At 50.2% G+C, this 14,321-nt stretch carries 12 protein-coding genes; 2 read left to right on the forward strand and 10 right to left on the reverse strand.

Annotation, left to right across the window (positions count from 1 at the left end):
- Position 1: 1 nt before the first annotated feature.
- The 3 genes from hemP to ppsR form a co-directional block, all read right to left on the reverse strand.
- The gene (gene hemP, locus ATB02_RS03760; RefSeq protein WP_001270810.1) at positions 2 to 193 is read right to left on the reverse strand and encodes a hemin uptake protein HemP; all 192 of its coding nucleotides are present in this window, start codon (positions 191 to 193) and stop codon (positions 2 to 4) included.
- A 131-nt stretch (positions 194 to 324) separates the two neighbouring features.
- Positions 325 to 1,371 (reverse strand): 3-deoxy-7-phosphoheptulonate synthase AroH, encoded by a 1,047-nt coding sequence (gene aroH / locus ATB02_RS03765; protein WP_001082226.1) that lies wholly within the window; start codon positions 1,369 to 1,371, stop codon positions 325 to 327.
- Between the two features lie 156 nt (positions 1,372 to 1,527).
- Complete coding sequence (ppsR, locus tag ATB02_RS03770; RefSeq protein WP_000368046.1) at positions 1,528 to 2,361, reverse strand: posphoenolpyruvate synthetase regulatory kinase/phosphorylase PpsR; 834 nt, start codon at positions 2,359 to 2,361, stop codon at positions 1,528 to 1,530.
- Between the two features lie 332 nt (positions 2,362 to 2,693).
- Here ppsR and ppsA point away from each other — a divergent pair, with 332 nt between their 5' ends.
- Positions 2,694 to 5,072, forward strand: a complete 2,379-nt coding sequence (gene ppsA / locus ATB02_RS03780; RefSeq protein WP_000069370.1) for a phosphoenolpyruvate synthase — start codon at positions 2,694 to 2,696, stop codon at positions 5,070 to 5,072.
- 56 nt (positions 5,073 to 5,128) lie between these two features.
- On the opposite strand, the gene fadK is transcribed toward ppsA, so the two are convergent.
- The 5 genes from fadK to ATB02_RS03805 are packed head-to-tail and all read right to left on the reverse strand — an operon-like array spanning position 5,129 to position 10,188.
- Positions 5,129 to 6,775 (reverse strand): medium-chain fatty-acid--CoA ligase, encoded by a 1,647-nt coding sequence (gene fadK, locus ATB02_RS03785; RefSeq protein ID WP_105271127.1) that lies wholly within the window; start codon positions 6,773 to 6,775, stop codon positions 5,129 to 5,131.
- 56 nt (positions 6,776 to 6,831) lie between these two features.
- The gene (locus ATB02_RS03790; RefSeq protein ID WP_000081071.1) at positions 6,832 to 7,125 is read right to left on the reverse strand and encodes a ferredoxin family protein; all 294 of its coding nucleotides are present in this window, start codon (positions 7,123 to 7,125) and stop codon (positions 6,832 to 6,834) included.
- A complete protein-coding gene (locus ATB02_RS03795; protein ID WP_105271098.1) occupies positions 7,122 to 8,411 on the reverse strand; it encodes an FAD-dependent oxidoreductase in 1,290 nt (429 codons plus the stop codon). The genes ATB02_RS03790 and ATB02_RS03795 overlap by 4 nt, the downstream gene beginning before the upstream one ends.
- A 54-nt stretch (positions 8,412 to 8,465) precedes the next feature.
- Complete coding sequence (locus ATB02_RS03800; RefSeq protein WP_105271099.1) at positions 8,466 to 9,404, reverse strand: electron transfer flavoprotein subunit alpha; 939 nt, start codon at positions 9,402 to 9,404, stop codon at positions 8,466 to 8,468.
- Between the two features lie 19 nt (positions 9,405 to 9,423).
- On the reverse strand, positions 9,424 to 10,188 hold the full coding sequence (locus tag ATB02_RS03805; RefSeq protein WP_000692119.1) for an electron transfer flavoprotein: 765 nt from the start codon (positions 10,186 to 10,188) through the stop codon (positions 9,424 to 9,426).
- Between the two features lie 315 nt (positions 10,189 to 10,503).
- On the opposite strand from ATB02_RS03805, the gene ATB02_RS03815 reads away from it, so the two are divergent.
- Entirely contained in the window at positions 10,504 to 11,415 is a 912-nt protein-coding gene (locus tag ATB02_RS03815) for an AraC family transcriptional regulator (protein WP_096984419.1), read from the forward strand.
- Between the two features lie 42 nt (positions 11,416 to 11,457).
- Here the strand turns inward: ATB02_RS03815 and ATB02_RS03820 are convergent, their stop codons facing one another.
- Together ATB02_RS03820 and ATB02_RS03825 are read right to left on the reverse strand one after the other, a co-directional pair.
- Complete coding sequence (locus tag ATB02_RS03820; protein ID WP_000347836.1) at positions 11,458 to 12,609, reverse strand: acyl-CoA dehydrogenase; 1,152 nt, start codon at positions 12,607 to 12,609, stop codon at positions 11,458 to 11,460.
- A 13-nt stretch (positions 12,610 to 12,622) separates the two neighbouring features.
- Positions 12,623 to 14,218, reverse strand: coding sequence for an acyl CoA:acetate/3-ketoacid CoA transferase (locus tag ATB02_RS03825; protein WP_105271100.1), 1,596 nt, complete (start codon positions 14,216 to 14,218; stop codon positions 12,623 to 12,625).
- Between the last annotated feature and the right edge of the window lie 103 nt (positions 14,219 to 14,321).

Here is a 14,321-nt window from a genome sequence, read left to right on the forward strand (position 1 = left end):
GCTACTTGGTCAACAGCAGCTTGCCAGCCTGAGTTTTACGGAGCAGATATTCTTGCCCGTCATGATCGATAATCAGTTTGCCATCCGGACCTAACAGTGTCTGGCTGGTAATTCGCCGAATGGGCTGCGGGGAGGCGGTCTTGTGATTGGCATCCGTTTCAGGCGTGAGTTTTCTGCTATCCGTATAACGCATAAAAATTAATAATAATTGATATAACAATGATTCTTATTATCAATATTCTGGCGGGCCAGAGCAAGCAGTAATTTGTTGAGAAGACAACAAGTTGCGCAGAAATGCCCATTCCGTCAGGAATGGGCACGCATTCAGAAGCGGGTATCAACCGCAGAGGCGAGTTTTTCGACCAGGCGTTCGGTATCTTCCCAGCCCAGACACGGGTCGGTAATCGATTGACCGTAAGTGAGCGGCTGACCGCCGACGATTTTTTGCGTTCCTTCGCGCAGGAAACTTTCCGCCATAATTCCAGCAATCGCCGTAGAGCCATTGCGGATTTGCTGACAAATATCCTCACAAACTTCTAACTGGCGACGATGCTGCTTCTGGCAGTTGCCGTGGCTGAAATCCACCACCAGATGTTCAGGTAAATCAAACTCGTGCAGCGTATCGCAGGCTGCGGCAATATCATCGGCATGGTAATTCGGTTTTTTGCCGCCACGCATAATAATATGGCCATACGGGTTGCCACTGGTCTGATAGATGGTCATCTGACCATTTTTGTCTGGCGAGAGGAACATATGGCTGGCGCGGGCTGCGCGGATAGCATCCACGGCAATCCGCGTGTTGCCATCGGTACCATTTTTAAAACCTACCGGACAGGAGAGTGCCGAAGCCATTTCACGGTGGATCTGACTTTCGGTAGTACGTGCGCCAATCGCGCCCCAACTGATTAAATCAGCAATAAACTGACCGGTCACCATATCGAGGAACTCAGTCGCGGTAGGGACGCCCAGCTCATTGACCTGTAAAAGTAATTTGCGCGCCAGCTCCAGACCGTGATTTACCCGATAGCTGCCGTTTAAATCCGGATCGGAGATTAGCCCTTTCCAGCCGACAACAGTTCGTGGTTTTTCAAAATAGGTGCGCATTACGATTTCCAGCCGTGACTGGTACTGGTTGCGCAGCGACTGCAGACGGGTGGCGTACTCCATTGCAGCGGTGAGATCGTGGATCGAGCAGGGGCCAATAATGACCAACAGTCGCTTATCTTCACCATTCAGTATTTTTTCAATTCTGCGGCGGGAGTCGGTGACATGGGTGGCGACGCCAGGCGTTACGGGATACCGTAGCGCGAGTTCGGCGGGCGTTACCAGGCTCTCAATACGCGCAGTACGGAGTTCGTCAGTTCTGTTCATTACAAGTCTCAGAAATTTGTTGCTTCTACGGCAGGACTACCGGGAAGTGATGCGCATCACGATAAACCAATCGCAGCTGATTTCAAGTGCGAGGTGTGTCACACCTCGCCGGGTGGTTAGCATGATAACAAAAAAACAAGTTAATGCACTAGTTCTCTAGTACATTCGACGGCTAAGGCCCATGATATCAAGGATCTTGGTGGCAATCTCTTCTACCGAATAATTGGTACTGTTAATCCATGGGATCTGATTTTTACGGTACAACGCTTCCACTTCCGCGACTTCCATCCTGCACTGACGAAGCGAGGCATAGCGACTGTTCTCCCGACGTTCCTCGCGAATCGCCGCCAGACGTTCCGGGTCGATAGTCAGGCCGAACAATTTATGCTGAAGCGGTTTGAGCGACGCGGGTAGCACCAGATTATCCATATCGTCGGCAATAAAGGGGTAGTTTGCCGCGCGGATACCAAATTGCATTGCCAGATACAGACTGGTGGGGGTTTTACCACAGCGAGAAACGCCGAGCAGGATCACCTGAGCCTGGTCCAGATTGCGCAACGAAATGCCGTCGTCATGGGCAAGGGTGTAATCAATCGCCGCAATGCGCGCATCGTATTTATTGAGATTATTAGGGTTAAGGCCGTGGGTACGATGAGCAATCGGCGTCGGGTCCAGTTTCATTTCTTGTTGTAGCGGGGCAACCAGCGCCTGAACAATATCCTGACAGAATCCCTCGCTTTGCAAAATGATGGCGCGAATCTCCGGCAACACGATGGAGTAGAAGACCAGTGGGCGCACACCTGTCTGGTGATAAATTGCGTCAATCTGATCCTTCACTGCCCGTGCACGGCTCTCATTTTCGACAAACGGCAGCGTAATGCTGCTGATAGTGACGGGAAATTGTGACATTACTGCGTGTCCTAATACCTCCGCAGTTATTGCCGTACCATCAGAAATATAAAAAACGTGGCGATCAACAGCATTATCCATTTTGTTCTTCCCGTAATGCAGACATAATTCTATGAAAGCATAAATTAAAAACGCACAGAAGCGTAGAACGTTATGTCTGGTTTATAAAATGAACCTTCAATTTTATTTTTTATGAAAACAGTATTTCATTTTTACGGTTTCGTTTATACCGATGGTTTATGTGGAAATTGTCGAAGAGAGCAGATTTGCGCAACGCTGGGATCAGTCTTAAAAAGTAAAAAAATATATTTGCTTGAACGATTCACCGTTTTTTTCATCCGGTTAAATATGCAAAGATAAATGCGCAGAAATGTGTTTCTCAAACCGTTCATTTATCACAAAAGGATTGTTCGATGTCCAACAATGGCTCGTCACCGCTGGTGCTTTGGTATAACCAACTCGGCATGAATGATGTAGACAGGGTTGGGGGCAAAAATGCCTCCCTGGGTGAAATGATTACTAACCTTTCCGGAATGGGTGTTTCCGTTCCGAATGGTTTCGCCACAACCGCCGACGCGTTTAACCAGTTTCTGGACCAAAGCGGCGTAAACCAGCGCATTTATGAACTGCTGGATAAAACGGATATTGACGATGTTACCCAGCTTGCGAAAGCGGGCGCGCAAATCCGCCAGTGGATTATCGACACTCCCTTCCAGCCTGAGCTGGAAAACGCCATCCGCGAAGCCTATGCACAGCTTTCCGCCGATGACGAAAACGCCTCTTTTGCGGTGCGTTCCTCTGCTACTGCAGAAGATATGCCGGACGCTTCGTTTGCCGGTCAGCAGGAAACTTTCCTCAACGTTCAGGGTTTTGACGCCGTTCTCGTGGCAGTGAAACATGTATTTGCTTCTCTGTTTAACGATCGCGCCATCTCTTATCGTGTGCACCAGGGTTACGATCACCGTGGCGTGGCGCTCTCCGCCGGTGTTCAGCGGATGGTGCGCTCCGACCTCGCATCTTCTGGCGTGATGTTCTCCATTGATACCGAATCCGGCTTTGACCAGGTGGTGTTTATCACTTCCGCATGGGGCCTTGGTGAAATGGTCGTGCAGGGTGCGGTTAACCCGGATGAGTTTTACGTGCACAAACCGACACTGGCGGCGAATCGCCCGGCTATCGTGCGCCGCACCATGGGGTCAAAAAAAATCCGCATGGTTTACGCGCCGACCCAGGAGCACGGCAAGCAGGTTAAAATCGAAGACGTACCGCAGGAACAGCGTGACATCTTCTCGCTGACCAACGAAGAAGTGCAGGAACTGGCAAAACAGGCCGTACAAATTGAGAAACACTACGGTCGCCCAATGGATATTGAGTGGGCGAAAGATGGCCACACCGGCAAACTGTTCATTGTGCAGGCGCGTCCGGAAACCGTGCGTTCTCGCGGTCAGGTTATGGAACGTTATACGCTGCATTCACAGGGCAAGATTATCGCCGAAGGCCGCGCTATCGGTCATCGCATCGGCGCGGGTCCGGTGAAAGTCATCCATGACATCAGCGAAATGAACCGCATTGAACCTGGCGACGTGCTGGTCACTGACATGACCGACCCAGATTGGGAACCGATCATGAAGAAAGCATCGGCTATCGTCACTAACCGTGGCGGACGTACCTGTCACGCGGCGATCATCGCTCGTGAACTGGGCATTCCGGCGGTAGTGGGCTGTGGTGATGCAACAGAACGGATGAAAGACGGTGAGAACGTCACTGTTTCTTGTGCAGAAGGTGATACCGGTTACGTCTATGCTGAGTTGCTGGAATTTAGCGTGAAAAGCTCCAGCGTGGAAACGATGCCGGATCTGCCGTTGAAAGTGATGATGAACGTCGGTAACCCGGACCGTGCTTTCGATTTCGCCTGCCTGCCGAACGAAGGCGTGGGCCTTGCGCGTCTGGAATTTATCATCAACCGTATGATTGGCGTCCACCCACGCGCACTGCTTGAGTTTGACGATCAGGAACCGCAGTTGCAAAACGAAATCCGCGAGATGATGAAAGGTTTTGATTCTCCGCGTGAGTTTTACGTTGGTCGTCTGACTGAAGGGATCGCGACGTTGGGTGCTGCGTTTTATCCGAAGCGTGTCATTGTCCGTCTCTCTGATTTTAAGTCGAACGAATACGCCAACCTGGTCGGTGGTGAACGTTACGAGCCAGATGAAGAGAACCCAATGCTCGGCTTCCGTGGCGCGGGACGTTATGTTTCCGACAGCTTCCGCGACTGCTTCGCACTGGAGTGTGAAGCGGTGAAACGTGTGCGCAACGACATGGGACTGACCAACGTTGAGATCATGATCCCGTTCGTGCGTACCGTAGATCAGGCGAAAGCGGTGGTTGACGAACTGGCGCGTCAGGGGCTGAAACGTGGTGAGAACGGGCTGAAGATCATCATGATGTGTGAAATTCCGTCCAACGCCTTACTGGCAGAGCAGTTCCTCGAATATTTCGACGGCTTCTCAATTGGCTCAAACGATATGACGCAGCTTGCGCTTGGTCTGGACCGAGACTCTGGCGTGGTGTCTGAACTGTTCGATGAGCGCAACGATGCAGTGAAAGCACTGCTGTCGATGGCGATTCGTGCCGCGAAGAAGCAGGGCAAATATGTCGGGATTTGCGGTCAGGGTCCGTCCGACCATGAAGACTTTGCCGCCTGGCTGATGGAAGAGGGGATCGATAGCTTGTCCCTGAACCCGGACACTGTGGTACAAACCTGGTTAAGCCTGGCTGAACTGAAGAAATAAAATAAATACCCGGCGGCGTTTTGTCGCCGGGTTTACGTGATCCCCGAGTATGAAACTTATTCAACCTCTTCGCAGATATCCTGAGTTAATCGCCGCATAATATCTTTCCTTAACAAAAACTTTTGTATTTTACCTGATGCAGTACGCGGTAATTTCTCTGTTACCACAATATGTTCAGGATATTTATATTTTGCTACCCGTTTACGGCTAAAAAAAGCCACTATGTCTTCCAGCGATATTGAATGATGTGGCGCTTTCAGCACGACATAAGCGCATGAACGTTCACCTAAGCGTTCATCGGGCATTGCCACAACACAAGCATCATGAATTTTAGGATGCTGTAATAAAATATCTTCCACTTCACGGCTGCTAATATTTTCGCCGCCGCGGACAATAATATCTTTCTTGCGCCCGGTTATTTTTATATAGCCAGCTTCATCCATTCGGCAGAGATCGCCGCTGTAATACCAGCCTTCTTCATCCAGCGCACGGGCGGTTAATTCCGGTTCATCAAAATAACCCATAAACACATTGGGACCACGCGAAGCCTCTTCACCTACACAACCAGGCGGTAAGGTCTTGCGTGCATCATCGACCACTTTAATCTCTACGCCTGCGGCAGCGTAACCATCGGTGTTCATAAAGCGCGACAAAGGATCGTCGAGATTTACCACCGCATGCGGCGAACTTTCTGTGGAACCATAAACACTTAATAATTTAATGCCGCGTTGTTGGCATTCACGCGCCACCTTTTTGGGGATCGTGGTGCCGCCGCAAAGAAAGAAGCGCAGCGCTGAAAGGTCTGCGGGCTGTTTCTCCAGTAAATTCAAAAGGTCATAGACAAACGGTGTTGCGCCGAGCATACAGGTGCAACGCTGCTGCTCAAGCAGCGCGAGACACGCATCAGGAGTGAAAATATCTAACAACACGCTGCGAGCACCAATCAAAAAAGGTGCTGTTACGCCATGCAGAAAGCCCGTTGCGTGACCAAGTGGCGCAGGCATCATAAAGACATCCTGCCAGGTCAGATTCAGCCGCGCGCAATAAGCCCGCTCACTGGCGAGAATATTGTTATGCGTTAGCATCACGCCCTTTGGCAGACCCTCGGTTCCGGAGGTAAATAGCACAGCGGCTAATTCATCGCCGTGGGTCGTTATCGCCGTAGTCAGTGGGGTATTGTCGGCGAGAATCTGACTTAATGAGAGGGAAGAGGTGGCGGGAGCCAGTTTGTCCACGCCGACAATTTGTTGTAGTTGTGGAAGCTGATTTTGCAGCGGCAGGATTAAATCTACCGGACGCGTTTGTTTAAACAACGTCGGTGCAAAGAACATTTTTGCCTGACACTTATTGAGCACCCACACCAGTTCTGCTTCCCGCCAGGAAGGTAACAGCGGCACGGAAACCGCACCGGTTTTCAGGCAGGCAAGATAGATAACGGTAAATTCACACCAGCCTGGCAGTTGAAATGCGATGCGATCGCCTGATTCAATACCCTTCGCTAACATCCAGTTTGCCAGACAGCTCGCGGCGTGATCGAGCGCGCTATAGGTGTACGTTGCACCATGATTGTCGACCACGGCAATTTTGTCTGGCATCGCACGAGCGGTCTGCTGCCAGTAATCGGCCAGTGAAGCATCGCCCCATAACCCTTGCTGACGATACGCCGCACGACGTTGTTCGTTAAACGTTAATGTCACTTTCATTTTGGACTCTCGAAACAGAACATCAGGCCCGAGATGCGGGCCTGTGGGATGCATGATTAGCCGTAGCGAAAATCAATACCGAAGGTGCCTGCGGGATATTGCCACTGTTCGAGAATAGTGTTGCCGCACAGCACCCGACAGGTGCCGCACTCCAGACAACCGGCGGAATCAAAATGTATGTTTCCTGCGTCATCCTGCTTATAAAGTCCGGCAGGGCAAGCTTTCATTAATTTACGGAATTCATTGATATCGGGATTTGCCGCCAAAATGATATGCGGATGGCCCTCATCAACATGGAATTTATTGACACCTAATTTGATGTCGACGTTAACCGTAGCGTTCTGGCTCATAGCGCGGTTGCTCCCTTAATGCCATCTTTCAGCAAGTTGATCAGCCCAATTTTCTTCGCATGTCCCATGATCATTTTGCGTACCGGTTGGTTAGGCTTACCGTCGATAGTGAACATTTCGTTCATGATGTCGGCGACCATTCGTGGGTATTGGCTAAACAGGCGCGGGTTTTCCATCAGCGCCGGGATCTTGCGAAAATGCTGCATATCGCGCATAACACAACTTTGTTCCAGCTCACGTTTGTATTGCGCCAGACTGCTGGCGGAGAAATCCGCGCGTTCTTTGGCGGCGATCACCGTTGTGGCGGCAGCCTGGGCCGATGCGATGGCTAAATCCATTCCGCGAACCGTAAAGCCCAGATTGAGGCAGAAACCTGCGGCGTCACCGACGATCATCACACCCTCATTAACCAGCTGCGGTACCATTGCCAGACCGCCCTCCGGCACCATATGCGCGGAATATTCAAGCAGTTTGCCGCCGCTAATCAGCGGGCGAATTGCGGGGTGTTGTTTAAAATCCTCCAGCATTTGCGGCACGCTTTTTTGTGCATGGGCGATATCACCCAATCCACAAACCAGCCCCAACGATACGGAATCCTTGTTGGTATAGAGGAATCCGCCGCCCATCAGGCCGTCAGAAGGGGAACCGGCAAACAGCCAGGCGGCACCTTCATCGTCGGTGACATTAAAGCGATCGTTGATTTGCTCCGGCGTGAGGCCAATAACTTCTTTAACGCCAACAGCGTAATGATGCGGATCGGAGGCGGGAACCATTCCCAGCGAGCGGCCAAGCATCGAGTTAACGCCATCAGCCAGAATCACCACATTCGCTTCAAGAACATCATCCCCGGCCTGAACGCCAGTGACCTTATTTCCTTCACGAACCAGCGCATCGACACGAACGCCCGGGATAAACTGCGCGCCAGCCTGTTCCGCTAGTTCCATCAACCACGGGTCCAGACGATTACGCAATACGGTATAAGACGCGTGTTGCGGAACATCTGGTTGCTCGCGGTGAAAATCGAGGGTAACGGCACTCTCTTCGGTTAAGAAGGAGATTTTCTCGCGTGTGACCTTGCGTTCTACCGGTGCTGATGCAGCAAAGCCCGGAATGATAGCTTCAAGTGTGTGGGCATAAAGACGCCCGCCGGTCATATTTTTGCATCCGGCACTGTCGCCGCGTTCTATCACCAGGACATCCAGCCCGGCGCGCGCCATGACCAGTGCAGCAACGCTACCGGCAACGCCCGCACCGACCACAATGGCATCAAATTTGTCATCCGACATGCGTTATGCTCCCTTCCCGCTGCGTTTACAGCGGGAGATGTGGTTGAAAGGGAATTAGCGACTCAACTGACTAATCAGGGCAGGGACGACTTTGTAGATATCGCCCACCAGACCGTAGTCGGCATAGTTGAAGATTGGCGCATTTTTATCTTTATTAATGGCGACAATCACTTTTGCACCGTTGCCGCCAACCATATGCTGGATCTGCCCGGAGATCCCCAGCGTCAGGTAGAGATCGGATTTCAGCAACACGCCGGAGACACCGATATAACGTTCACGCTCCATCCAGTTCTCGCCTTCGGCAATTGGACGTGAACAGCCGACTTCAGCATTCAGCACCGCCGCCAGTTCGTGGACCATTTTCAGGTCATCCTGCGCCGCCAGACCGCGACCGACGCCAACCACGCGTTTTGCTTTGCTCAGGTCCACACTGCTTGCCGCTTTCGCACGGCGTTCGCGACAGAGAATTTCATGACGCGGGGCAACATAAGGTACTATTTCTGTTGGGCACTGATGAGAGGTATCACTGATGCACGGCTCCTGAACACCGGGCGCAAGGGTAATGATCGCCAGCGGGCTGTTGATCTTTTCCTGTGCGAACGCTAACCCGCCATACATCCGGTGTTCGGCGCAAATGTGACCATCGACAATATCCACCGCAGTGGCATCGTTCACCAGCGCCGCATTCAGTTGCACACTTAACCGTGCTGCCAGAGCTTTACCTCGTTTCGTCGCGGCCAGCAGCAACATAGCGGGGTGTTTATCTTTCAGCAGGGCAGCAATGCTTTCGGCGTAATTTTCAGTACGTTGCAGCGCGTCGTTTTGCTCAAGAACATAAATACATTTTGGCCCATAAGGCATAACTGCCTGCGCCTGGTCGGTATTTTGTACAATGGCATACACCTGTTGGCCCCATTGCTGAGCGCCGCCAAACAGTTCAGCATAACGTTCAGGATTATCGCTAAAGACCCAGACGCTGTTTAATTGACTCATCGTTTCTTCTCCGTAGGCTTCAGTTCAGGGCTTTCTTCAGATGTTCCGCCAGCTCGGCAATGGCCTCCGGCGAATCGTTATCGAGAATGATGTGCTTACGTTCTGTTTGCGGCGGTACGCGAATGCCGGTCAGTTCAGCAAGTGGTGTGCTCTGGCTCCAGCCAATATCACTTGCCTGCCACTGATTTACCGGTTTTTTACCCGCGCCGAGAATGGCTTTCATCGAAGGAATGCGTGGCATGTTAATATCGGAGGTGACGCAGAGCACGGCTGGAACAGAGAGCTCAATAACTTCAACATCATCTTCAAGCGTGCGTTCAATCACCAGTGTATTGCCCTGACGCTGAATAGCACTCACTGCATTAATCACCGGAAGTTGCAGAATTTCTCCGACCAGCAAGCCAACCTGCTGGGCATAAAGGTCGCCGGAACCTTCACCAAAGATCAGTAAATCGAAGCCGATCTTTTCAACTGCTGCCGCCAGCGCCTTTGCGGTATCGAGAGGCAGTGCATGTTCAAGTTGCGCATCCTGCACCAAATACAGGCTATGCGGCCCGCGGGATAGCACGTCTTTGCGCACTTTCGAGTTCTGCAACAATGAGCCGCCAATGGTCAGCGCGGCTATCTCATCGTCATCTGTTGCAATCTGGCTTGCAGCTTCAATGGCATTGAGATCGAACTGGCTGATTTTGGCGTCGGCATTGTCGAAATTCAGGGTATATTCTGGAGTGACAACAATGTCCTGTTCTTCAGGCACCAGCTTAAAGCAGGTTATTATTTTCATGATTTCTCCTGTGAGTCGCATACGGAACCATCTCCGATGGAAGGTAAAAATGGCCTGAAAATAGTGTGCGATAGCGGTGCGGGGTTTTCGACGGAGCAAGCTGTTTTCCTTGCCAACAATCTTGCAAAAAAAATGCGATCGCTAAAACAAAAGTGCAATTTGCGGCAATATAGTTATTCCATGACCGTACAATCTTGCATTCAGTGTAAATAATCTTGTTTAGCTCTCGCTAAACGCGGTTGTATAACCGCAATACACGCCGTATTTTATCCGGCATATATTGTTTTTGCTTGCTCATGGAATAGGGAGGTTGTCATGTATCAACGCTGTTTTGATAACGCCAGCGAAACGCTGTTTGTCGCCGGTAAAACGCCACGGCTTTCACGTTTTGCATTTAGCGATGATCCAAAATGGGAGTCCGGACATCACGTTCATGACAATGAAACCGAGCTGATTTACGTCAAGAAAGGGGTAGCAAGGTTTACCATCGATTCTTCGTTATATGTCGCGCATGCCGATGACATTGTGGTGATAGAACGTGGCAGGTTGCATGCGGTGGCCTCTGACGTTAACGATCCAGCAACGACGTGTACCTGTGCGCTGTACGGCTTTCAGTTTCAGGGGACTGAGGAAAATCAGCTACTGCAACCGCATTCTTGCCCGGTCATTGCCGCAGGGCAGGGAAAAGAAGTCATTAAAACCTTATTTAATGAGCTAAGTGTGATTTTGCCGCAAAGTAAAAATAGCCAAACATCTTCGTTATGGGACGCATTTGCCTATACGTTAGCAATTCTTTACTACGAAAACTTTAAAAATGCTTATCGTTCGGAGCAGGGATATATTAAAAAAGATGTTCTGATAAAAGATATTCTTTTCTATCTGAATAATAATTATCGCGAAAAAATCACTTTAGAGCAGTTATCGAAAAAATTTCGTGCCAGCGTCAGTTATATTTGCCATGAATTTACCAAAGAGTATCGTATTTCCCCTATTAACTATGTTATTCAACGGCGTATGACGGAAGCGAAATGGTCACTCACCAATACTGAATTATCACAGGCAGAGATCTCCTGGCGTGTGGGTTATGAAAATGTCGATCACTTTGCCAAACTGTTTTTGCGCCATGTCGGCTGTTCGCCCAGCGATTACCGCAGGCAATTTAAAAACTGTTTTGCAGAACAAGAAATCCTATCTGAATTTCCTCAACCGGTAAGTCTTGCCGGATAAATCTGGCGGCGCAGTTTGTTAAGAAGCTGCGCCGCCTGCAGATTATTTGTTCTGATAATCTTTCAGGATCTGCCGACCTGCTACGTAAATCATAATTTCGTCTGTACCGCCGCCGATACGTTCACAACGGACATCACGCCAGAAGCGGGAGACGCGCGCCTCATCGGTATAGCCCAGACCGCCCATGATTTGAATCGCATCATCAATGACTTCCATTGCGGTACGTGCGCAGTACAGTTTTGCCAGCGCCGCGCTGGTGCGCAGTGACTGATGCTGGTCAGCTTGCCATGCCACTTTCAGCACCATATTGCGCATGTTGTCGATCTTAATTGCCATCAGTGCCAGCTTTTCCTGAATCATCTGGTTATGCCCAATTGGCTTACCAAAAGCGATACGCTGATTGGCATAGCGGGCGGCATCTTCAAAGGCGCATTCGGCAAAGCCGGTGCTGCGCGCGGCATTGATCAAGCGTTCCATCTCAAAGTTATACATCACATTGAGGAACCCCATTCCTTCTTCGCCCACCATGTCGCTCTCTTCAACCTCAACGTTGTCGAGATAGACTTCGCAGGTGCTGAGCATATGCCAGCCGATTTTATGCAACGGGTTAATCTTAATGCCGGGCTTACTGGAGTCGACCCACCACAGGGTGAAGGCTTTTTTGGGATCTTTCGGTTCTGGATCGCGCGCCAGCACCAGCATATATGGGTACTCTTTCGCGCCGGTAATAAAGGTTTTCTGGCCGTTGATGTAAACCTTGCCGTTTTTACGCGTGTAAGTAGTGGTGGCGCTGTTGTTGTCTGATCCTGCGCCTGGTTCCGTCAACGCCAGGGCATAGGCGGGATCTCCCGTCTCCAGGGTGCTTTCTGCCGTTTTACGTAGCTGCTCCGCAGAACCGAAACGGCGCATGCTGTGAATACATTGACCGTTGGTAATCAAAAATGCCGGAGCACCGCATTTTGACACTTCCATCAGCGCCAACATCTGGGTGACGTAATCCGCAGGGATGCCACCAAATTCTTCCGGCACGCCAAGCATAGAAATGCCGTTATCCGCCAGTGCCCGCATAAACTCACGCGGGTATGTCCCGTTTTGATCGCAGGTGCGGAAATACTCTTCCGGGAAGTTGGTCGTAATCAACTCGCGAATACTGGCCAGCAGCAGTTCTTGTTCTTCAGTTAAAGAAAAATCCATCATTATACTCCTGTTAATGAGCCGCTTCAGGCAGGACAAAACCCATCGCCGCATCGATAAATAATCTTTCGTCCATCAGTTTGAGTTCTGGCGAAATCACTGGGGTGAAATCCATTTTGTCGAGAATATCTTTTTGTAAATCGACGCCAGGAGCGATTTCGATTAAATGCAGGCCGTCTTTTTTTAGCGTGAATACGGCGCGCTCAGTGATATAACGAACATCCAGTCCTCGCTCGAGAGCGATTTTTCCGCTGAAAGTAATTTCCGGTAGTTCCCGAATAAATTTCTTCACCCGTCCTTCCTGGACTATATTTAATTTGCCGTCGGCAATTTCTGTTTTTAAACTGCCCGCAGTTAATGTGCCGCAGAAAATGATTTTCTTCGAAGTGGCACTGATATCAATAAATCCACCGGTGCCCATGATTTTACCATTGAATTTATGCACGCCGACGTTACCGTGCTGGTCGACTTCAGCAAAACTCAAATAACAAACATCCAGACCGCCACCGTGATAAAAATCAAACTGGGACGTCATATCCAGAATGGCACGGGTATTCACGTTCGCGCCAAAGGCGATCCCCTGTGAAGTAATACCGCCAATTGGGCCTGTTTCTACCGTCAGAATAAAGTCATCAGCACAACCTTCTTCCCGGGCGACCAGGCCAATGCCGTCAGCAATACCGACGCCGACATTCCCCACCGCGCCTTTGCGCATTTCGAATAATGCGCGCCGCGCAACTAATTTACGTTGGTTTAGGGGCAGGCTAAGTTTGGTGCTGTCATCAAGGGTGAAGTCACCAGAAATAAAGCGGTTAACCGGCGCACCGCCATACAGTTGGGTTTGATCCGGATCGACTACCACAATATCCACCAGATAACCCGGAATACGGACAGATTTAGGATGCAGCGTGGCTTTCTTAACCATTTTCTGCACCTGCATCATCACAATACCGCCGTTATTGTGCACCGCCTGAGCAATAACCAATGCGTCGAGATACATCACCTCATCTTCAAAAGTGGCGTAGCCTTCACTGTCGCAGGTGGTAGCGCGAATGAAGGCGATATCTGGCGCTATCGCTTTGTAATAGAGATATTCTTTGTTATCAAACTCGACCAGTTTAATCAGGTCTTCTTTAGTGACTTCATTCAGTTTGCCGCCTTGCTGGCGTGGATCGACAAATGTTCCGATGCCAATATCACTAATAATACCAGGCTGGTGGGCTGCGGCGGCGCGTAAGGTTTGTGTAAGTACACCTTGTGGATAGTTATAAGCAATAATTTTATTTTGTTCTGCGAGATCAGAAATACGCGGCGATTGTCCCCAGTGACCGCATAATGCCCATTTCACCAGACCTTCTTGTGCCAGCGGACTAATACCACGGTCGGCGCGATCGCCAAGCCCTGTTGGACTAATAATCGATAAATTACGTGGTGTTTGAGTCTGTTTATATTTATCAGCAAGAGCAGTAATTAACGTGGTGGCTTCCAGAATACCGCCGCCAGCGCCTAACACACAAAGTGTTGCTTCGTCGGGAATATAATTCACCGCTTCCTGTGCCGACAGGACCGGCACTCGTCCATTAATACGAGGTGGTTTTACAGGTTTCATTGTTAATTCCTGATTCAGGTGTGATTTTCCCTACGCCAGATGGAGAATTAGAGCGCAGAGACTCACGAAATATTTTTATTAAATACGGTTGAATATATTTTTT

The sequence above is a fragment of the Escherichia sp. MOD1-EC5189 genome, assembly GCF_002966045.1.
Lineage (GTDB): Bacteria > Pseudomonadota > Gammaproteobacteria > Enterobacterales > Enterobacteriaceae > Escherichia > Escherichia coli_F.